Below are 21,015 nucleotides of genomic sequence, written 5' to 3'. Positions count from 1 at the left end.
TGGAGGTTTTTTATGAACAATGCACTTGAAGCTATAGCTCTTTCTATCAGAAGTCTTTCGATGGACGCAATCGAAAAGGCAAATTCCGGCCATCCGGGGCTTCCTCTTGGGGCTGCCGAGTTGGGAGCCGCCCTTTATGCTAAAATTTTAAGACATAACCCTAAAAATCCGGATTGGAAGGATAGGGACCGCTTTGTGCTTTCTGCAGGCCACGGCTCGATGCTCTTGTATTCGGCCCTGCATATTTCAGGCTATGATGTTTCGATTGACGATATAAAGAGTTTTAGACAGCTCGGCTCCAAGTGTCCCGGGCATCCCGAATACGGCGACACTCCCGGAGTTGAAACTACCACGGGCCCCTTGGGGCAGGGTATTTCGACGGCTGTCGGCATGGCTGTTGCCGAAAAGATGCTTGCAGCCCGATTTAATACAAACGAACACAAAATAGTGGATCACTACACCTATGCCTTAGTCGGTGAAGGCTGTTTGATGGAAGGCGTATCTTCAGAAAGCTCCAGCTTGGCCGGCCACCTAAAATTAGGAAAACTCATAGTTTACTATGACGAAAATAAGATTACGATAGACGGTTCTACCGATCTCACATTTACCGAAAACATCGAAGAAAGATACAAGGCCTACGGCTGGCAGGTATTGAGGGGTTCAATGTATTCATTTGAAGATATTGAGCGGCTCACTCTTGAGGCCAAGAAGGATGAAAGACCTACCCTTATCATCCTAAAGTCGGTTATAGGGCAGGGGGCTCCGACCGTTGCAGGTAAAAACAAGGCCCACGGCGCTCCTCTCGGCAAAGACGGCCTTGCCGAAGCCAAGAAAAATCTCGGCCTCGAAGGCAAGGGAGACTTTTATGTTGCGGAAGAAGCCTATGCCTTCTTTAAAAAGAGAAACGAGGAATTAGCCCAAGCCGAGGCCGAATGGAACAAAACCTTTGAGGCTTGGTCAAAGGCCAATCCCGAAAAACGGAAAGAATGGGATCTTTCCTTTGCCCAAGGCGGAGCCGACGAAGCCCTTGTAAAATCGGTAAAGCTCCCCGAATTTAAAAAGGATGAGGCAATTGCAACCAGAGCTGCCTCAAAAAAGGCCTTAAACGAGTTTGCAAAGGCCCTTCCCAACCTTGTAGGAGGTTCTGCCGACTTGGAAGGCCCCAATGCCGTAGGCTTGGAAGGCATTTCTGCCTTTTCGCATGAAAATCCTTCGGGCCGCTACCTTTATTTCGGTATCAGGGAATTCGCAATGGGTACAATTACAAACGGCATCCAGCTTCACGGCGGTTTTAGGGCCTTTTGTGCAACCTTCTTGGTCTTTGCAGATTATTTAAGACCGGCCCTCCGTCTTGCAGCCTTGATGAAGCTTCCTTCAATCTATGTTTTTACCCATGACTCAATCTTTGTAGGGGAGGACGGCCCGACTCATCAGCCGATAGAGCTTTTAGCCTCCTTGAGGGCTATCCCGAATGTGCTTGTTTTACGCCCCGCCGATGCGGAAGAAGCCGGAGAAGCATGGAAAGAGGCTCTCTTACACAAGGACGGCCCCGTATGCCTCATCCTAAGCCGCCAAAATTTACCTGTCTTGGAAAAGGCCGATCTTTTTTGGAGGGAGTCGGTTAAAAACGGTGCATACATTGTAAAGGATGTTGAAGCTTCTGCCTGCGGCTGTAGCCTAGGTAAGCCTGAGAGGACTCCCGATGTAACGGTACTTGCTACAGGTTCCGAGGTCAGCATGGCAGTAAAGGCTGCAAGCCTTGTAAAGGATAAAAAGGTCAGGGTTGTCTCAGTTTTATCGAAAGAAAGATTTGAAACTTCTCCTAAGGACTTTAAACATTCCGTTTTGGGCGGATGTAAAAAGCATATCCGCGTTGTTACCGCCGAAGCCGGAGTTGCCCAAGGGTGGGAAGGCTGGACAGGCTGCAAGCACGACAATTTTTCGATTGAACGCTTCGGCACCTCGGCCCCCGGAGGAAAGGTTGCAGAACACCTCGGCTTTACGGCAGAAAACCTGGCAAAGCTGATAGAAAAGAAGTAAAATGTGCCTAAAAATCATAAGAGAAAATTCTTTTTTTTGATTTGTGCCGTATTTTTTCTTATTTTTCTCAAAACTTTTATAGTTGATATAAAGCGTGTTTCGGGCATTTCTATGGAGCCTTCTTTAAAGAACGGGGATTATGTACTTGTCTTTAAAGCTGCCTACGGCGTAAAACATCCCTTCAAAAACAGGTATGTTTTACGCCGTGCAATGCCTAAAGTTGAAGATATAATCGTCTACCGAAAAGACGGCCGTTTTACCGTAAAAAGATGCTTAGGTATTCCGCAAGAACCTATAGAATTTTCTAAAAAATTAGGGTACAATGGCTTTTACGATTATTCGATGAAGGTTTCCGGAAAAGATATACCCTTGACGGCTGTTCAATTTGCTAATTTGGGCGGAATGCTCCGGGGCGTGTCTTCCATGAAGGAGGTCTATCGTATTCCTGCCGGAACAGTTTTGGCCGTTGGGGATAATTTGGATGCTTCATGGGATTCAAGAGATTACGGCTTTGTCCTCGTTGACGGTATTTACGGTAAGGTTGTTGTATGGGAGAAGTAGATAGTTTTATTCCTAAAGGCAGATTTTTGGTTTTTATAGGTTTATTAATATTATTCACCGGTTTGCTTATACTCCAATTTGCAAGGTATATGATAATGAAAGAACCTATAGTTCTTAAGCCCAAAATTGTAACCGAACGCGGTACTATATATGACAGAAATAAAAAAATCCTTGCAGTGCAAACGACAGTCTACAATCTATATGCCGATAAAACCCTTATGAAAAATCCTGCCGATGCCGCGAAGGCCCTTGCTCCGGTTTTAATGCAAAACGAGTCTGTGCTCTTGGAAAAAATTCAAGATTCAAAATCCAATTTTTTATATTTAAAAAAAAGAATGAGCGAAAGCGAAAGAGATTTGGTTAAGACCGTTATAGAAGAAAACAAATTAAGCGGTATTCGGTTTGAGTCCGTATTTAACCGAACCTATCCCGAAAACACCTTAGCCTCAACTGTTGTCGGTTTTTTAGGCGATGACGGCAGGGGCAAAACCGGTATAGAATACTCCCTTCAAAATATCCTCTCTCCTCCGCCTGAAACGAAGGGATATACTGGTAAGGGCTACGATGTTTATTTGAGCATAGACGGAAACATTCAGTATATGCTCGAAAAGCTTATCTCGAAAACGATGGAAGAGACAAAGGCGGAATCTGCTGTTTTTCTTGCAGCGGATGCAAAGACAGGGGAAATTCTTGCCTATGTTAATTCTCCATCTGCTTCTCTTGCAAACTTTATTGAAAGCACGCCCGCACAAAGACTTGATCGTCCTGCAAACTATGTTTATGAGCCGGGATCGGTTTTTAAGATATTTTCAATGGCTGCTTTTTTGGAATTAGGATCTACCAAGGACGGACAAACCTATGACTGCAACGCCCTTTTTGAATTTAACAGGGCGAATGTAAGACCGATAACCTGTTTAAAAACTCACGGAAGGGTAAGCCCAAGGGATGTAATCCGCCTTTCGTGTAATGATGCAACAGCACAAATTGCCGATATTACCGAAAAAAATGCCTTTTATGAAAAGATTAAGCTTTTCGGTTTCGGCTCTAAGACCAATATAGAACTTCCTGGAGAGTCGGCCGGGCTTCTAGCGGCTCCTCAAAACTGGTCTATCCGTACAAAACACACAATTGCCATGGGGCAGGAAATAGGAGTATCTGCCCTCCAGCTGGTTGAAGCCGCAACAGCCTTTACCAATGGCGGTTCCACTATTCGGCTTTCTCTTATTTCGAAAGTTGCCGACAAGGAAGAAAACATTGTCTATCTTCATAAGCCCTCCGTTGTTAACAAGGTTATATCAGAAAAAAATGCCGATCTTCTTTTAAGTTATATGACAACAGGCTCCATAGAAGGAATAGCTTGGAGGGCTTCGATTAACGGTGTACCCATTGCCGTAAAAACCGGAACCGCACAAATGGCAAACGAAAAGGGAGGCGGTTACAGTAAAACCGATTTTATTTCAAGCTGTATAGGAATTTTTCCGGCTGATGATCCTAAGATTATTTTATATACGGCCGTCATAAAACCTGTGGGACAGATCTACGGCTCCGTTGTTGCCGCTCCCGTAATTTCCGAGGCCTCGAACGAGATTATAGACTATCTTGGTCTTGCAAGGGAAAACGCTCCTACGGTTGAGCACACGGGCAGGATTCCCATAAGCGAAAATAAGCCTGTCGTCTTAAAAGATAAGATGCCCGACTTAACTGGTGTTCCAAAAAAACTTTTGCTTGAGCTTCTTTTTCAAAAAGACTTTTCGGTAAAAATTTCAGGCGACGGATATGTTGTCTCTCAAACACCTCAGCCCGGAAATCCCCTTAAAAAAGGAATGAAAATTGAGCTCAATCTCGAATAAAGAAAATTTGATTTATAATGCAAAGCTTTTTTTTAAGCGTTTTCCTGAGCTCTGCACTGCCTTGGGCCTTGACTCCGAAACCGGTATTAAAAAATTTGCCGAAAGAATCCCTGAAAACTATACTCTCGAAGAAGCAAAATTAAAAGAGAAAGATAAAAAGATTTTTACTGCACGCATAAACGGAAAATACCTTCATTCAAAATATAATCCAATAAGTGAAGCCGAAAAAAATATCGCCCTCGATTTTTTTAAAGATAGGAGGGCTAAAGATGCTTGTGTTTTTTACGGTCTCGGCTTGGGCTATACTCAGGAGCTTTATGCAAAAAGCAATCCTCAATCTTCGCTTATTATAATTGAGCCCGACCTTTTTGTTTTTTTTCTTTTTTTACAAAGCCGCCCCTTGGATGATTTTTTTATGCACGAAAATCTGATGCTTCTTTTAGGCCTTTACCCAAAAGACATCTTGGATTTTTTTGAAAGCAAATCTTTTTTTGATATTCCTGTTTTTAAAATTCAGTCCTTGATTGATGTAAGCCCTTCTTGGTTTTCAGAGCTTGAGGCCTTAAAAAAAAGGCGGAACGAAAAGACAAATTTAAACAAAAATACATTAAAAAAATTCGGAAAACTTTGGCTTAAAAATTTTTTAAAAAATATCGGCCGAACCGAAAGTCTTTTAGGTATAAAAAAAATAGAAAATATTTTTTCTTCTTATCCCGCCTTGATAATTGCAGCGGGGCCGGGCTTAGACAATACAATAAATCTTGTAAAAGAAAATGAAGATAAATTTATAATCATTGCAGCTGATACGGCTGTAAGGGCCTGCCATAGACAGGGTCTAAAACCGGACTTTATTCTCTTAATGGATGCCCAATATTGGAACTATCTTCATCTTGCAGATCTTGATATTTCGGATTCGGTTCTTATTACCGAGTCTTCAGTATATCCCGCCGTTTTCCGTCTTAAAACGGCCGCCGGCTTTTTATGCACTTCCATGTTTCCTCTTGCTCAATACATCGAAAAAACTTTAGGAGAAAAGGGTAAGCTTGTTACGGGCGGCTCTGTTGCAACAGCATGCTGGGATTTTGCAAAGATTATTGGCTGTACCGAAATTATTTTTGCAGGTCTTGATTTGGCCTTTCCGGATTTTCAGACTCACTTTAAGGGGAGCCGCTTTGAGGAGGATGTAAATTCTTTTTCGAACCGTTTTTTCCCTTCTGAAACGGCTTCGCACCTAAGTCTTTATTCCGCCTCGCCTCAATTAAAAGAAGGCTATGATGGACAAGTTTTAAGCGACAAGAGAATGCAGATGTACGCTTGGTGGTTTGAAAGTAAGATTGCCGAATTCCCCGATATTAAAACCTATAATCTTTTGCCCCGCGGCTTAAAAATCCCGAACATGCCGGCACTAAAAATGGAAGATTTTTTGATTAAAGCGAAGGCTTCTCCGCTTTCAAAAAAAATAAAAATCGATAAGATGAAGGCTTTAATTAGTCTGACCTCTAAAAAAGAAAATGACGCAGCCGGTTCAAGCCTTTCCTCGGCCTTAAAAGAATTAAGCCGTGAGTTGGAAAGAACCATGAAACTTGCAAAAGAGGGTATGGATATATGCCGGAATATTTTAGACTCTTTACAAAACGGAAAACATCTTGAAGATTCTGTCATAAAAAAAAGTGTAGAAAAACTAAACCTGATAGACGAAAAAATAAAAACCGATAAGACCAACACCATAATAGGTTTTGACCTCTTGCTTGATGAAGATGAAAATAAACCCATTGACGGTAAATCTTTTACCTCGGTTTATGAAAAAAGTTTTTTAATATACAAGAAGATATATGATGCCTGTGCCGTTAATTATCCTTTAAAAATCAAAAGATAGATTATCCCGTTATGAACCGAGTGGAACAATATAATGCAAAGAGCCGCTTTTATCGATGCATTTGATAAGCTGCATTTTGCAAGAAATTTATTTTGTATAATAACATATAGACTTCTAAAAATTATTCCTGCCGCCGCTGCATAAAGCACATTAAAGATTCCTAAGTAACGGTGAGCCGAAGCAAAAAAAATGATGGGCAATATTTCTGAGACTGCCGCCAATTTGCAATTTTGGGAATTTTTTTCATAAAAACTTTTTATCCTGTAAGGCAAATATATTCGGTATAAAATTTCTTCGTAGGCTGCCAAAAAAACTATCTTTGATATAAAGATTAAAATATAAAAGAAGCCTTCAGGCTGAGGCGGCGGCGTAAAAGTCTTGTTATTTAAGATCGGCGGGAGAACAAAAATTACGAAAATAAAGATAAATTCAAATAAAATCTTGAGAGTCTTCTTATCAAAATACATAATTTATGGTATTATATCACAAAGAGATAAATATGTATATTCTTATAGTTTTTGTTATTGTGTTTCTTTTATTAATGGCTTTCTCGTTTACTCTTCCCGGAAGAAAATTTTTGGACTCAATCCGCTTTTTTACCGAAGGGAAGGATAGGGGCTTTTTGTTTTCCAATCTTTTATTGTTGTGGCGTACAGCCAACTATGTCGGACTTGAAGATAAGTCCCGTCTTTTTTGGTCTGTTGCTGCCTTGGACGAATGTATACGATTTATTGCCCGTCAGGTTGAAAACAAGCTGGATGCAGATGTTTCCCAAAAAATGCAAATTTTACTTAACAAACTCTATGATTACCGTACAAAGATTGAACTGGAAGAGGTTCAAAAAAAGCGAAGACTGGAATCGACACATGAGATCTATATAGGCCAAATTTGTATTCTCTTTGTTCCTAGGGAAACGACAGTTTACGGAAAACTTATGGCGAACACAAAGGATGAGCTTGTGTTTGCCCTCTTTGATGCATCTGCAGAAAGGGCCGAAAAGGTTAATTGGCAAAATAAGGCTATAAAGGTTTATTTTTGGAAACAAAATGATGCTGGATATGTATTTACTTCCGAATCTGTGAAGGCAAAAAAAATAGATGACCGCATAGAAATTTCTGTTAAACATTCAAAAAAAATGCTGCGTACACAAAAAAGAAAATCGGTTCGGGCTTCATGCGATATTGAAGGCTTGATGTTTCCTCTTCGAGCCGGAGATCCTTATAATGCCGATTATGAAACTCAAGGCGGTGTAAAATCAAATGTAAAGGATATATCCGAAGACGGGGCCATGTTTTTTGTACGCGGCAAGGCTGCAAAGGGTATACGCATGAAACTGCAATTTAAGTTAAAGAATACCGAAATAGTAATGTGCGGCAAGATTGTCCGCTTTGTGTATGATCAGCCTTCCAATAAATCCCGAATTCATTTTCAATGCGAATTTTTAGATCAAAGAATGAAAAATGCTATTTTATCGTATATATATAATATAGCCGTGGATGATAATACCGAATTTATAAGCAATATTTTGGAAGAAGAAAATAATGCTTTTTTAGACAAAGATGAAACGCTGTATGATATTGCAGAAGATAAGGGGGCTGTATGAAAAAAATAATTTTTATTTTCGCTTTTATCTTTTGTTTTTTTTCCGGATTTGCCGTAGATCAAGATGAGCTTTTGCAATTGCGTAAAGATTTTATTTCTGCAGGAATTGATATAAAGGTTGTTATTTTGCGTTCGCTTTTGCAGTCTGATGATAAAAGCTTAGTTCCGGTATATCAAGATGCTGTTGAATATGTAAAAAATTCTTATGCAATATTGCAAAATGATGAGAGGCTTTTAAATATAGGTATAATGGCGGTAACAAAGCTGGGAGAATTAAATGAGATAAAGTCTTCCGGAAATATACGCTACTTGTTCTCTACTGTTGAAAGCGAGGATTTTCAAATTGCCTGCTTAAAAAGCTTAAGTAAATTAGTACAAAAAGATTCGGCCTTTACTGATTATCTTAATTCTCTTTATGATTCAGGTTTATCCGATTTAATTGCAGGTAAGGCCTTTAATGTAAAGCTTTTAACGGTTTATGCCGAAGCCCTCGGGAATTTTGCCGATCCTTCGTCTTTTGACATCCTTGTGAAGACCTTATTTTATCCTGTAAATGATAGTTTAAAAAATACCGTAAAAACCGCATTAAATAATATTTCTTTTAATTATTTTGATGAAATTTTGGCTAAAACAATACAAAAAAACATACAATATATATGGACACTGTATTTATTGGCAAAAGAAAATAAGCGTATTGAAGGCCCTGAGCTTGGAAGGATTAGTGAGCTTGTAATAGATTACGGGCTTAAAAATCTAAAAGGCCCGGATCTTGAAAGCTCTGAAAATTTGATTGAAGAAACATTGCCTGTTTTATCCGCTTTAAAATGGAGTAAGGCTTCGTCTCAGGTCAATAAATTTTTTTACTATGCACAGAGCTTGCGTAAAACAAGTTCAAGGAGCGATGAATTGCTTATAAAGATCATTGATTGTATGGGAAATCTTGGTACAATCGAATGTTCTCAAAATTTGTCGATATTTTTAGGTGTGTTAAATTCGGAAACCGAAAAAACAAAGCAATACAGCGAGCCCTTAGTGCTCAGTGTAATTACGGCTTTGAGAAAGCTTGGCGACAAAACCGCATTTGACTATCTATTGTATGTTGAATACTTAAATTATTCTGAAACGGTTAAACAAGCTTCTCGAAATGCCATAGAGGAGTTAAAGTGGTAAATGAAAAAAAATTAAAATTCCCTTATAGGTTTTTTGTATTAAAACCGATTGTAGTATCTGCTTGTGCAGCCGTATTATCTTTTTATTTTTTTTGTGCGGTAGAAAATTATTTTAATAAGTTTTTAATAAGTTTAATTTTTATTTTAAGTCTTATAATCGGTTTTATATTTCGAAAAAAGAAGCGGTTTTTTATATTTGCAGGGATTGTTACAGGAAGCCTTGCGGTATTGCATCTCTTTTTTATTTATGCCGAACCCTGTTCTCTTGGGGAATTAAATAAGGTTAACAGTATTCAAGCAGAGCTTACAGGAGAAGCCTATCCTGCAGGCGAAAAATACTATGCTGCAAATGCTAAACTTATATCTTTTTCATATAAGAATGGTGCTAAATTTTCTTCAAGCGGAAATATAAAGATATTTTTTCCCTCGGAGATGGTCCTACAAAATAATGCTTACGGAGTTTCGGCCTATAAGGCCTTCGGTACGGCAGCCGCTGCTCATGCTTCTTTTTCTGTTCCAAGAAAAATTGCTCTTACCAATTTTTCCAAGGGAGTAAGATTTGAAGCTGCCGGGCATTTCGGTACAAAGAAAAGCAGCATAAGCCCCTTAGCCTTTTTTGCAGATAAGTCCGTGCCGGAATTTTTAGGCTGGAAATCTTCAGTTTTAAGGTTCAGGGCTTTTTTGCGTTTTTATCTCATGCGCTTATTGGCCGAGTGGGGAAGTGCCGGGGGCTTACTTTTAGCCCTCCTTTCCGCAAACAGAGATTTTTTAAGCAAGACTGTTTCAGATGCCTTTAGAAATGCCGGCCTTGCCCATGTATTGGCCCTTTCAGGAATGCATGTTTCGTTGGTCAGCTTAACAGCCTTGCAGATGGGATCAATATTCGGAAAAAAAAGCCTCGCAATAAAATTCTCATTAATTTCCATTATCTTCTTTGTTTGGTTTGCAGGGGCCGCTCCATCTCTTAATCGGGCTCTGGGAATGATGATCTTAATTATTCTCGGAAGATCTTTAGGCCTTCAGCCTTCGATGCTTCCGGTTTTATGTACAATGCTGATTTTTCATATTGCCGTAAAACCTGATGATGCTTTGAGTCTAGGCTTTATGCTTTCATATGGAGCCTTGGCCGGTATTCTTATCTTTGGAAGTGCCGTATTCGATATCTTAAACGGGAAAATACCTCCCAAAATCTTGGGAAGTTTTTCTGCTTCGATAGGGGCACAGACATTTACGGCACCTATTGTGATAACTAAGATAGGATCTTTGGCTCCTATAGGTATAATCGCCTCTGTGGTTATAAGTCCCCTTATATCGGCCTTTTTAATTTTCGGGCTTGCAGCAATTTTTATTTCGCTTTTATTCCCCTTTACCGGTTTTATTTTTTCTTATTTGCTGAATGGTTTTTATGATGTGATATATTTTTTTATTAAGATTTTTGCGATAGTCAAACCGTTTACAGCAATGACTTTTTTTGAGACCTTGGCATTTTGCCTTATCCCGTTTACGGCAGGATTGGTTTGTATGTTTTATGCCGATAAGATGTTAAAAATTAGGGAGAGCCTTTTAAGATGAAAATTTTAATGAGATATGTTTCGAGTGAGCTCAGCGTAAAAAATTCAAGATTTTTATCGGAAATTTTCCCTATAAATTCTGCGGCTGAGGCTAGGGAACTTTTAAAAAGCCAAAAAGAAAAATATGAGGATGCACGTCATGTGGTTCATGCCTTTATTGCAGGCGAAAACGGCGAAGTCTTAGGCTGTTCCGATGACGGAGAACCTTCCGGTACCGCCGGCCGGCCGGCTCTTGCCGTGCTCAAGGGTTCAGGTATTACGAACATAATGCTTACTATTACACGCTGGTTCGGCGGTACTCTTTTAGGAACGGGCGGTTTGGTAAAGGCTTATTCCGATTCTGCAAAACTTGTTTTGAAGGAAGCCGAAACTGAAGATCTTATCGAAAAGCTTATTTTCCGATTTGAATGTTCCTATTCCGAATGGGAAAATTTAAAGCGTCATCTTGATGAGTTTTCAGTTGAACATTTAGAATTGGCTTATGAAGAAAAGATAAGATTTAAAGGTCAAATTCCTGAAGAAAAAAAAATACCCTTTGAAGCCTTTATTGAGAATGCTTCAAAGGGCGGTATAAGTTTAGTCTTCCCAGCCGATATTAATGCTGACTTTTGTTACTAATGAAGCAACACTTGCCACATCTTCAAATGCTAAAGTCTGAGATGTAATTGTCGGAGAGTTAGCTTCTGCCTCTGCAAGAGTTTTTACAGTTTGAGGTAAAACCTCATTGGCCTTAATGTTTTGTGCCGGAGTTACCATACCGCTATCGTTAATGATAACCGAGTCCCCGATATTTACCCTAGTTTCAATTCCGTTATTGTTTACATAGGACCAAGAGCCGCTTGTTCCTATTAAAAGACCATCGGATCCGATTTCGCCTGAGGTTCCTCGAACGGAAGCCGTTGCAACAGGAGTTTTTACCTTAAACTCAACCTTCTTTGTTGATGCCGGTTTTATATCCGCTTTCACTGAGCCTACATTTAAGTAAACTTCGGAAGAGACGGCTTCATTCTTTTGTGTGATTTCTTCGATAGTAAGTCTTGTCATAGGCCTAACCGTAATAACTGAACCGTCAATCTTTAAAGTTAGTTCTGACTTAAATCCTGTTGAAATCATACTTCCGGCTTCGATTTTGTTTCCTGCTTTTGCAGGCAGCCAATTTCCGCCTTTTTTTATTTCTGCTTTTCCTTTAACGGCAATTACTTCACCATTCATTGCCGTAAGAGATAAGCTTAGACAAATAAGGCTGATAATAATAAAAATCTTTTTCATTGTTCTTCTCCTATAAAAAATTTAGAAGGAAATTATACCCTTTAATCCTATTCGGGCATCAATATTTCCATTTTTTTCTATGAACATACCCAGGTCTCCGCTTACCGCTATATCTTGAAGTATAGTGTAATTGACCGATGTCGACCATTCAAAGCCTTTAAGAAAGTTTTTTCCTTTAGGCTGAGTCATTCCGTGTGTCATAATGTTAAATTCAGTACTCAAGAATAGATCGGCTATAGGTTTTATGCTCCCATTTAATCCCGTTTTCCATAAGTCATTACTTTCAATAAACTTAACTTTTGAGGCGTTTGAAACTGTAAAAGATTTAAACTCTTGCTTTCCTCCAGAAAACCATTCACTTTTTAAACCTATTTTTGAACTATACTTTTTGAAATAATAATTAAGTTCGCCCAGTACAAAGAATCCGGCTTTTACATCTTTTTTATTCCTTGTTATAATTGAGCTGGTGACTGAGGCATTATAAAAGAGACCTTTTACTATCGGACCATTTAACGATATTGATATATAGTTATTGGTATCTTTCGGATTTGATGTTGCGATAAAAGAGTTCAAATCCAAGTTTGCTGTATGTCTCAATGAGGCAAATGGAATTTTGAATAATGCAGATATATGAGCAAATGATGGGGCTAGATTATAAATTTTTGCTTCTTTTGAGGATATAGCTTTTATATCCGGTGTATTTATTGGGTTTACATAAGTATTCAAAAGTCCGGTATATCCAAGGTTAAAAAATGTTGAAAATTGAGGCATTGTATAAGAAAGATAAATACCGTCAATATTTTGGTTAAGAATCGTTGCAGTAATATCTGATATGTTATATCTTCCTGCTTCAATATTGAAACTATTGCTGCCGATAGGGATTAGAAAACTAAACTTGAGCATATCCAAATTTGCGATATGCGTAATGTCATTTTTAGCATCAAATTTTTTTTGAGGTTTTATAGGTTTTTTTAAATTTAGCAAATATGAAGCCTGAATGGCAAAATTATAGTTTCCTTCTTTGTCCAAGTTTTGTTTAGCCCAAAGGGACAAACTGTCAAAATGAGAGAGTGAAAGATTCTGATTTTTATTCTTTTGGCCGACATCGAGGCCTATACCTGTTTTAAAAATTCCGCCTGCTTCAAAGGCTGAAAGGCTCAGCGAAATAATCAAAAAGAAAAATGTAAGGGTTCTTATTTTTTTCATGTATTTCTCCTTATCTGTCTGCTTTGGGCATTATCTTTGCTAACAGGTTAATCGCGGTAAAGGGCGTAATATTCGAAGAAGGTACCGTTTTTTGCGGTATCATCTTCATTATCTTGAGCTGCCTAAAAGCATAATGCGGATTTTTTGCGATTGAATACCATAAACCGTGTTTTATGGACGAATATTGTAAGGCCAGATTTGAAAATTCGTCAAACCGAATCGGCTCATCATGTTTTTTGTTCTCAAACATTTTAAGCCCCTTAAATTTGTCGAAAGCCGTCTGATAAGAATCAGCCTCCTTAACTTCTCCGATTGCTGTTCCTACGAGGTAACAGGCTTGCCCTCTTGTTAAATTTTTAGAGTCTAAAATCTCATCGACTTTTTCTGCCGATTGTGCAAAAATCAGAGTTCCAATACTTAAACATATTAAAATTAAGAACAATTTTTTCATATTTCCTCCTCAATTTCTCATAAACTTGTACTAAATTATAGCACAAAAATTAAAAAATAACAATCAAAACGATAAAAAAATACAATTATAAATTGAAATCGGTTTCTTCTTGAATTTTTATGCTTTTTGGTGTATTGTTAGTATAAGGCGGGAGGGATTATGGCCGCAGGAAAACAACTGATTAAAGAAAATAGTGCCTACATAGATATTTTGCCTGAGTGGGCACAGGAGCTTTCCAGAAAATATTGTTCAAAAACTGCAAACCTTTACTTTGTGCATGGAAATATCAGGGATTTTTTGCCCCATCAAATGGCTGAATATGGGCATAAATTTTTATTTGTAAGAATAAGGGACTATATTTCCGAAGTTCTTTTCGGGAATCAAGACATAATAGTATATTACGACAAGTCCGGAGGTATTTCCTTTTGTACTTCGGATATGGAAAGAGCCTACCTCGAAACAATGCACAGAAACTATCCAGATGTACCTCCTTCAGCCTTTTTATCCCGTGATCCGGAAGAAGCTTTTTCGTATCTTGAAAGATATTTTGTGCTCAACTTCGGGAAAAATTTGAGGATTGTGCTCATCGCAGATTATGCTGAAACTATAATTCCGGCCGACGAGATAGGAAATTTGGACGAAACCGACAGGTATTGTCTTGTTACCCTAAACAGGTGGTCTCATGAGCCTTCTTTTACGCGGGAAGATATATCCATAATAATGCTTACCGAGAACCTCACAGACCTAAACCCTAGACTTACAGCATCTCCTTCTACCATAAAGGTTCGTATTCCTCTGCCGGATGCTGCCGTGAGGGTTAATTTTTTGGAGCATTTAAGGCGGACAGAGGAAATCCTTTTAGCCGAGAGGGGCTTAAGCCCTGAAAGAATGGGAGCTTTAACCTCGGGGCTGAACCTTTTGAACCTGTACCAGCTTGTAGGGGAGTCCTACCAAGATGATAGGCCTATAAGTTTGGATTATTTGGCCGCCAAAAAGAGGGAAATCATAGAAAATGAGGCCGGAGGCCTTTTGGAATTTATAGATACCGATTATGACCTCTCCCTTGTTTCGGGCCATGACTTTGTAAAAAAGCGTTTTAAAATTGCGGCAAAGGCCTTAAAGGCTGCAAGAACCGATGTTCTCCCAATGGGCTATCTTATTTCGGGGCCAATAGGTACCGGAAAAACCTTTATAGTTTCGGCCTTTGCAGGAGAGATAGGCATTCCCATGGTTAGGTTACGCAATTTCCGCTCACAATGGCAGGGGGCGACCGAATCGAATCTTGAAAAAGTGCTTAATATTTTGCGGGCTATGTCGCCCGTGGCTGTAATGATAGATGAGGCCGATGTTGTTCTCGGAAACCGGACTGCGAACGATATATCCGGTACTTCAAGCCGTGTCTTTGCCCAGATAGCGAATTTTATGGGAAATACTGCATACCGTGGAAAGATAATCTGGTTTTTGATTACCTGCCGCCCTGACTTAATTCCTGTCGACTTAAAAAGGCAGGGCAGAGCAGAGGAACATCTGGCCCTTTTTTACCCGGAGACCGATGCCGAAAGGCTCGATCTTTTTGAAACCCTCCAAAAAAAGCTCCGTATCAAGCTCCATGAGGTAAATTTAAATTCGGTAATAAGGAAGATTAAATTCGATGTATCCGGTGCAGATATTGAAGCCATACTTGTGCGTGCAAAGATGAATGCAACCGTAGAAGGCAGGGCGATGGTTATACAAAAAGACTTGGAGGAAACTATAGCCGATTTTATTCCGCCTTCCTATCCCTACGAAATAGAATTACAAAATTTGGTTGCCGCAATCGAATGTACAAGCAAGGAGATGGTTCCGAAAAAGTACCAATCGATGCAGCGTTCTGCCATGTCCGCCGAAATTTTCGAGATAAAGCAGCTTTTGGGAGAAAAATAATTGAAAATCCATTGACCGCTGTTTGAAGAATTTGATAGCGGCTATTGACACACTATATATAGTGTGTTATCCTGTAGTATATAATTAGATACGCTATTTTTGGGAGGGAAGGATGCCTGCTTTTAGGTGTCCGTTAAGTTAAATATGAGATGTCCGCATTGCGGAAGCAGCGACGATAAGGTTATGGAGTCAAGAACCCTGGCTCAAGGGGAATGTATCCGCAGGAGGCGGGAGTGTCTTGCCTGCGGTTACCGCTTTACAAGTTATGAGCGTATTGAAGAAAAGCCCTTTATGGTTATCAAGAAGGACGGCCGGAGGGAACCCTTTGACAGAAAAAAGCTTGAAAAGGGCATTGAAAGAGCTCTTGAAAAGCGTCCCGTTTCCCTAAACACTATAGAAAATATTGTTACCGAAATTGAAGATCAGGCAATTGTAAATTCGGGTCTTAGCAAAGAAATTGAGACTACAGTCTTGGGGGAGATAGTTCTATCTCATTTGTACTCCATAGACAAGGTAGCTTATATCCGTTTTGCCTCTGTTTATAAACAATTCAGTAATTTGGATGAATTTGTCAGCGAGGTAAAAAAGGTGCGAAAAATAAAGTAAATATATGGGAGGTATTTAAAAATTATGGAGGAAAAAGCTACAAATCAAACGGTGTTTCCTGAGTGGAAGTCCTTTTTAGGTACTATGGAAAAATCGAAGCCGGAAATTTTGCGTTCGGTGGTAAAGCGTTCAGGAGATATTGAGGCCTATAACCGCAAAAAGATAGAGCAAGCAATCAACAAGGCTATAGCCGCCGTCGACGGAAGTCCTAACGATAAAAAAGCTGTTTTTTTAACCGATAAGGTCGAAGAAAAGCTTAAAGCCATTATGGCTTCACGCTATGCTCATTCTATCCCTGCAATCGAAGAAATTCAGGATGTGGTAGAGCTTGTTTTAATAGAACAGCAGGAAGCCCGTCTTGCAAAGGCCTATATTCTTTATAGGGCAAAGAGGGAGGCTGTGCGGGATGCGGAAAGCCTCATGCTCAATATCAACAGCACCATGGACGGCTATTTAAGCCAATCCGACTGGCGCGTAAAAGAAAATGCCAATGTCAATTTTTCATTGGGCGGTCTTATTCTTCATAACTCAGGAACCATTACGGCAAACTATTGGCTTAAAAATATATATACGCCTGCCATTGCCGAAGCCCATATAACGGCAGCCTTTCATATCCATGACCTTTCAATGTTTTCAGGCTACTGTGCAGGCTGGTCTTTAAGACAGCTAATCCACGAGGGCTTGGGCGGTGTTCCGGATAAGATTACCTCAAAGCCTCCAAAACATTTATCAACCCTTATTCAGCAGATAGTCAACTTTTTAGGCATTATGCAAAACGAGTGGGCAGGTGCACAAGCCTTCAGCTCCTTTGACACCTATTTGGCACCTTTCGTAAAAAAAAGACAATATGAATGAAACAAGCGTAAAGCAGTGCCTTCAAAGCTTTGTGTACGGTGTAAACACTCCCAGCCGCTGGGGTTCCCAAGCTCCCTTTACAAACATAACCTTGGATTGGGTATGTCCTCCCGACCTTGCAAACCAAAGGGCCGTTGTCGGAGGCGAAACTCAAGACTTTACCTACGGCGACTGTCAAAAAGAGATGGACATGATAAATAAGCTCTTTATTGAACTCATGCTTGAAGGGGATGCCGCAGGCCGAGGTTTTCAATATCCTATTCCGACTTATAACATCACTTCGGATTTTGATTGGACAAGCCCTAATGCAAAATTGCTTTTTGAGATGACTGCCCGGTACGGTACGCCTTATTTTCAAAACTTTATAAATTCCGACCTAAACCCTGGGGATGTGCGTTCCATGTGCTGCCGGCTTCAACTGGATAAAAGGGAACTGCGTAAAAGAGGCGGAGGTCTTTTCGGCTCGGATGAGTTTACTGGCTCCATAGGGGTTGTAACCATCAATATGCCTCAGATCGGCTACCTATCAAAAACTGAAAAAGACTACTTTGACCGCTTAGACTATCTTATGGATATAGCAAAGCAAAGCCTTGAGATGAAGCGTAAGGTAATCGAAAAGCTCTTGGAAGGCGGCCTATTCCCCTATACAAAGAGGTATTTACATCATTTAAATAACCATTTTTCTACAATAGGTATTTGCGGTATGAACGAGTCCTGCCTAAACTTTTTGGGAGAGGATATTGTGAGCGCAAGAGGTAAGGACTTTGCCGAAAAGGTTTTAACATACATGAGAAACCGCCTTGCAGATTTTCAAGAAGAAACAGGCAGCTTGTTCAACCTTGAAGCTACTCCGGCAGAGAGTACCTCTTACAGACTCGCACGCCACGATAAAAATCAGTTTCCCGATATAATTACTTCAGGAGATGCCGAGCCATATTACACCAATTCAAGTCAGCTTCCCGTTGCCTATACTACCGATGTTTTTGAAGCCTTGGATCATCAAGAAAGTTTACAGCGTAAGTATACGGGCGGTACGGTTTTTCATATCTTCTTGGGCGAGTCTATAAAGGATTGGGAATCATGCAGAGATCTGGTTAAGGCGGTTGCAAACAATTACCGTATTCCTTATTTTTCAATTTCGCCGACATTTTCGATATGCCCGATTCACGGTTATCTTGAGGGCGAGCATTTTGAGTGCCCTTATTGCAAGCGTGAAAAGCAGGCCAAGCTGGAAGCAAAACTGGCCGAGCTTGAAAAAGAAAGGGCCGAAGTATTAAAAGCCTCTTCTAAAATTTAAGCTTTTTAGAATGAATGTTAAAAAATAAATTCTTCATGGAGGAAAAAAAATGAAGCAAAAAAAGGTTGATCCTTCAAAGGTTTTGGGAGTTTTACGCACAATAATAATATTGATAGTGATTGCCCTTATAGCCTTTTCGGGAATAAAAGTTATCCCCACAACAGATAACGGAGTTGTTACCCGTTTCGGTAAATATACAAAGACCCTTGCTCCGGGGCTTAACTTTGTCATTCCATTTGTAGACCAGGTTTACAAGGTTCCTGTTAAGACAGTACAAAAGGAAGAATTCGGCTTCCGAACTTCAAGATCCAGTGAAAGAAGCGAATACCAAAATGCTATTTTGAATGAGTCTTCTATGCTCACAGGAGATTTAAACATTATCAATGTTGAATGGGTAATCCAATACAAGATTGTTGACCCCAAGGCCTGGCTTTTTAATGTTGAGGAAGCTCAAAGAAATAAGACGATCAGGGATGTTTCAAAATCCGTTGTAAACAGCTTGGTAGGCGACAGGGCTATAATGGACATAATCAGTTTAGACCGTGACAGTATTTCTATCTTGGCAAGGGACCAAATGAACGAAAAATATAAACAGGTAGGACTTGGAATTTCAGTTTCATCGGTACAGCTTCAAAATGTCGTACCTCCCAAGGAAGTTCAAGCCGCCTTTGAGGATGTAAACATAGCAATTCAGGATATGAATAGGCTTATAAACGAAGGAAAAGAAGCCTACAACAAGGAAATCCCTAAGGCAAAGGGTGAAGCCCAAAAAATGATTGAAGAAGCCAGAGGTTATGCCTCCGAAAGAATCAACAAGGCAAAGGGTGATGTGGCCCGATTTAATGCCGTTTATTCCGAATATGTAAAGGCTCCCGACATTACGAGAAGAAGACTATACCTTGAAACCCTCGATGCTATTTTTAAAAATAATGAGAACATAACCCTCATCGATAAAAATTTAAAAAACTTTTTACCTTTAAAAGAATTAAATAAGGGAGGAAATTAATTTTATGGAAAACTATGAAAATGTAAATGCTGAAGATGTTCAATACGAAAAAGATTCTTCTAAAAATAAGATAAAGCCTGAAAAAACAAAAAAAGATAAAAAAGGTTTGGGATGGTTTTTCTTTATAGTTATAATTTTTGTTTTGTTTTTTTTCTTAAAGCCTTTTTATACTTTAAATGAGGGCAATGTTGCTATTATCACAAAATTCGGTGCTGTCGTAAAGACCGAAAAAGAAGCCGGTCTTCATTTTAAAATGCCCTTGATTCATACCGTAAACAAGTATACGGCAAAACTCCTTCGCTTAGACGGTGATCCTCAAAAGATTCTTACCTTAGAAAAACAATACCTTGAGGTAAATACCACCAGCCGATGGCGTATAATCGATGTAAAAAAATTCTACGAATCCCTGACCACCTATGAAAGCGCTTATTCACGCCTTTCGGATATAGTGGACTCATCGGTACGGGATATTATTTCGGTAAACAGTCTTGATGATGTTGTAAGAAGTTCCAATATCATAAACGAGAGCCGAAAAACGGAAGAATTTAATATCGATAATGCCGAAGTTGACCTCGGCTCGATAAAGACCGAAAAGGTAAATTTCCCTGTAATAAAAAAGGGAAGGGAAGCCCTTGCGGATGAAATTTTGGATAAGGCAAACAGCCAGCTTGACGAATTCGGTTTGGAAGTTGTCGACCTTATCTTTAAGGAAATTAAGTATTCCGATGAGCTTGAAAACTCGGTCTTCAGCCGAATGATAAAGGATAGAAATCAAATTGCAGGAACATTTAGGTCAACCGGCGACGGCGAAAAACTTAAAATCCTCGGAGAGTTGGAAAACGAAAAGCGGACTATCTTGTCTCAGGCCTATGCCGAGGCAGAAAGGATAAAGGGTGATGCCGATGCCAAGGCTGTTGCAATCTATGCCGAAAGCTACGGCAAGTCCCCCGAATTTTACAGCTTTTGGAAGAGTATGGAAATTTATAAAAATTCATTGCCCGAAACCGAAAAAATCCTTTCAACCGATATGGAATATTTTCAGTATTTGTATAAGCATTAACCTTTAGAAAAATTTTTTCCGATATTGTATAGGGGGTAAAAGTTTTGAGAAGAAGCGGAACTATAGGACGAATTATTGTTCTTTTGATATTGATTGTTTTACTCGTTTTCGGAGGCCTATTGTGGTTTGATTATTTGGGGCTGATAAGCTCAAGGAGTCTATTTTCTCCTGTTTACTCCCTTTTCGGCTTAAAAACTGCGGAGGGAATTGCTCCTTTAGATGCCGATGAGATGGCTGATTTGGAAAATGACCGCTACGAAAAACGCTTGATGGCCTTAGAGCTGCGTTCTCAAGAATTGGACAAGCGTGAAGAAGATGTTCAATCGAAAGAAAACGAAAATAAACAGGTTGCTGAGGAGCTGGATGACCGCAGACTTGCCATAGAAGAAAAAGAAAAGAACTTTAATCTTTTGATTGTGGAAAGAGATGCCCGCGAGGCCAATATAATACAAATAGCAAAATATATAAACGGAATGCCGCCGGATAAGGCTGTTGCTAATCTTCTTTCGATGGATGATCAGGATGTGATAGATGTGCTTAGGGCTGTAGAAAAGATGGCAATAGAGGAAGGTAAAAACTCTTCGGTGGCTTATTGGTTTTCTTTGATGCCTGCCTCCAGGGCTGCAGAGATTCAGCGTAAGATGGCAAATAAGCCTGTTACTTTTCCGTAATA

General features: G+C 39.6%; 17 protein-coding genes and 1 pseudogene. 14 read left to right on the top strand and 4 right to left on the bottom strand.

What is annotated here, in order from left to right; genetic code table 11:
• The first annotated feature begins 12 nt into the window (after positions 1-12).
• From tkt to E4O00_RS07450, 4 genes are read left to right on the top strand one after another with little or no spacing between them, the layout of a single operon-like run.
• Positions 13-2,040, top strand: a complete 2,028-nt coding sequence (gene tkt / locus E4O00_RS07465) for a transketolase (protein WP_253676729.1) — start codon at positions 13-15, stop codon at positions 2,038-2,040.
• A 3-nt stretch (positions 2,041-2,043) separates the two neighbouring features.
• Entirely contained in the window at positions 2,044-2,601 is a 558-nt protein-coding gene (lepB, locus tag E4O00_RS07460) for a signal peptidase I (protein ID WP_253676728.1), read from the top strand.
• Complete coding sequence (locus E4O00_RS07455; protein WP_371922686.1) at positions 2,589-4,451, top strand: penicillin-binding protein; 1,863 nt, start codon at positions 2,589-2,591, stop codon at positions 4,449-4,451. The genes lepB and E4O00_RS07455 overlap by 13 nt, the downstream gene beginning before the upstream one ends.
• A complete protein-coding gene (locus tag E4O00_RS07450) occupies positions 4,432-6,327 on the top strand; it encodes a motility associated factor glycosyltransferase family protein (protein ID WP_253676726.1) in 1,896 nt (631 codons plus the stop codon). The genes E4O00_RS07455 and E4O00_RS07450 overlap by 20 nt, the downstream gene beginning before the upstream one ends.
• Here E4O00_RS07450 and E4O00_RS07445 read toward each other — a convergent pair.
• The gene (locus E4O00_RS07445; RefSeq protein WP_253676725.1) at positions 6,303-6,794 is read right to left on the bottom strand and encodes a CPBP family intramembrane glutamic endopeptidase; all 492 of its coding nucleotides are present in this window, start codon (positions 6,792-6,794) and stop codon (positions 6,303-6,305) included. The two genes, E4O00_RS07450 and E4O00_RS07445, sit on opposite strands and share 25 nt — an antisense overlap.
• Before the next feature lie 32 nt (positions 6,795-6,826).
• On the opposite strand from E4O00_RS07445, the gene E4O00_RS07440 reads away from it, so the two are divergent.
• The 4 genes from E4O00_RS07440 to E4O00_RS07425 are packed head-to-tail and all read left to right on the top strand — an operon-like array spanning position 6,827 to position 11,287.
• Positions 6,827-7,930 (top strand): PilZ domain-containing protein, encoded by a 1,104-nt coding sequence (locus tag E4O00_RS07440; RefSeq protein WP_253676724.1) that lies wholly within the window; start codon positions 6,827-6,829, stop codon positions 7,928-7,930.
• Positions 7,927-9,099, top strand: coding sequence for a hypothetical protein (locus E4O00_RS07435; protein ID WP_253676723.1), 1,173 nt, complete (start codon positions 7,927-7,929; stop codon positions 9,097-9,099). Before E4O00_RS07440 ends, E4O00_RS07435 begins: the two co-directional genes overlap by 4 nt.
• A complete protein-coding gene (locus E4O00_RS07430) occupies positions 9,093-10,670 on the top strand; it encodes a ComEC/Rec2 family competence protein (protein WP_253676722.1) in 1,578 nt (525 codons plus the stop codon). Before E4O00_RS07435 ends, E4O00_RS07430 begins: the two co-directional genes overlap by 7 nt.
• A complete protein-coding gene (locus tag E4O00_RS07425) occupies positions 10,667-11,287 on the top strand; it encodes a YigZ family protein (protein WP_253676721.1) in 621 nt (206 codons plus the stop codon). Before E4O00_RS07430 ends, E4O00_RS07425 begins: the two co-directional genes overlap by 4 nt.
• On the opposite strand, the gene E4O00_RS07420 is transcribed toward E4O00_RS07425, so the two are convergent.
• Genes E4O00_RS07420 through E4O00_RS07410 form a run of 3 tightly spaced genes read right to left on the bottom strand, consistent with a single transcriptional unit; the run spans position 11,246 to position 13,595 of the window.
• Positions 11,246-11,938: a FecR family protein gene (locus E4O00_RS07420; RefSeq protein ID WP_253676720.1), complete on the bottom strand. Its 693-nt coding sequence runs from the start codon at positions 11,936-11,938 to the stop codon at positions 11,246-11,248. The genes E4O00_RS07425 and E4O00_RS07420 overlap by 42 nt on opposite strands.
• 21 nt (positions 11,939-11,959) lie before the next feature.
• Positions 11,960-13,144, bottom strand: coding sequence for a hypothetical protein (locus E4O00_RS07415; RefSeq protein ID WP_253676719.1), 1,185 nt, complete (start codon positions 13,142-13,144; stop codon positions 11,960-11,962).
• 10 nt (positions 13,145-13,154) lie between these two features.
• On the bottom strand, positions 13,155-13,595 hold the full coding sequence (locus E4O00_RS07410) for a hypothetical protein (protein WP_253676718.1): 441 nt from the start codon (positions 13,593-13,595) through the stop codon (positions 13,155-13,157).
• A 159-nt stretch (positions 13,596-13,754) separates the two neighbouring features.
• Between E4O00_RS07410 and E4O00_RS07405 the strand changes: the two genes are divergently transcribed.
• The 6 genes and pseudogenes from E4O00_RS07405 (at position 13,755) to E4O00_RS07380 (ending at position 21,013) form a co-directional block, all read left to right on the top strand.
• Positions 13,755-15,518 carry an ATP-binding protein gene (locus E4O00_RS07405; RefSeq protein WP_253676717.1) on the top strand — a complete coding sequence of 588 codons (1,764 nt, stop codon included), beginning with the start codon at positions 13,755-13,757 and terminating at the stop codon, positions 15,516-15,518.
• A gap of 144 nt (positions 15,519-15,662) precedes the next feature.
• Positions 15,663-16,124: a transcriptional regulator NrdR gene (nrdR, locus tag E4O00_RS07400; protein ID WP_253676716.1), complete on the top strand. Its 462-nt coding sequence runs from the start codon at positions 15,663-15,665 to the stop codon at positions 16,122-16,124.
• Positions 16,125-16,148: 24 nt separating this feature from the next.
• Positions 16,149-18,276: pseudogene (locus E4O00_RS07395) on the top strand (ribonucleoside triphosphate reductase).
• A 49-nt stretch (positions 18,277-18,325) separates the two neighbouring features.
• Complete coding sequence (gene hflK, locus E4O00_RS07390; RefSeq protein ID WP_253676715.1) at positions 18,326-19,282, top strand: FtsH protease activity modulator HflK; 957 nt, start codon at positions 18,326-18,328, stop codon at positions 19,280-19,282.
• A 4-nt stretch (positions 19,283-19,286) separates the two neighbouring features.
• A complete protein-coding gene (gene hflC / locus E4O00_RS07385) occupies positions 19,287-20,342 on the top strand; it encodes a protease modulator HflC (RefSeq protein WP_253676714.1) in 1,056 nt (351 codons plus the stop codon).
• A gap of 44 nt (positions 20,343-20,386) precedes the next feature.
• The gene (locus E4O00_RS07380) at positions 20,387-21,013 is read left to right on the top strand and encodes a periplasmic-type flagellar collar protein FlbB (RefSeq protein WP_253676713.1); all 627 of its coding nucleotides are present in this window, start codon (positions 20,387-20,389) and stop codon (positions 21,011-21,013) included.
• Positions 21,014-21,015 lie beyond the last annotated feature (2 nt).

Origin of the sequence: Treponema sp. OMZ 788, from assembly GCF_024181245.1 — a bacterium.
In the GTDB taxonomy this organism is placed as follows: Bacteria; Spirochaetota; Spirochaetia; order Treponematales; family Treponemataceae; genus Treponema_B.
The sequence above is the reverse complement of the archived record's forward strand: the minus strand, read 5'-3'. Positions and strand labels throughout refer to the sequence as shown.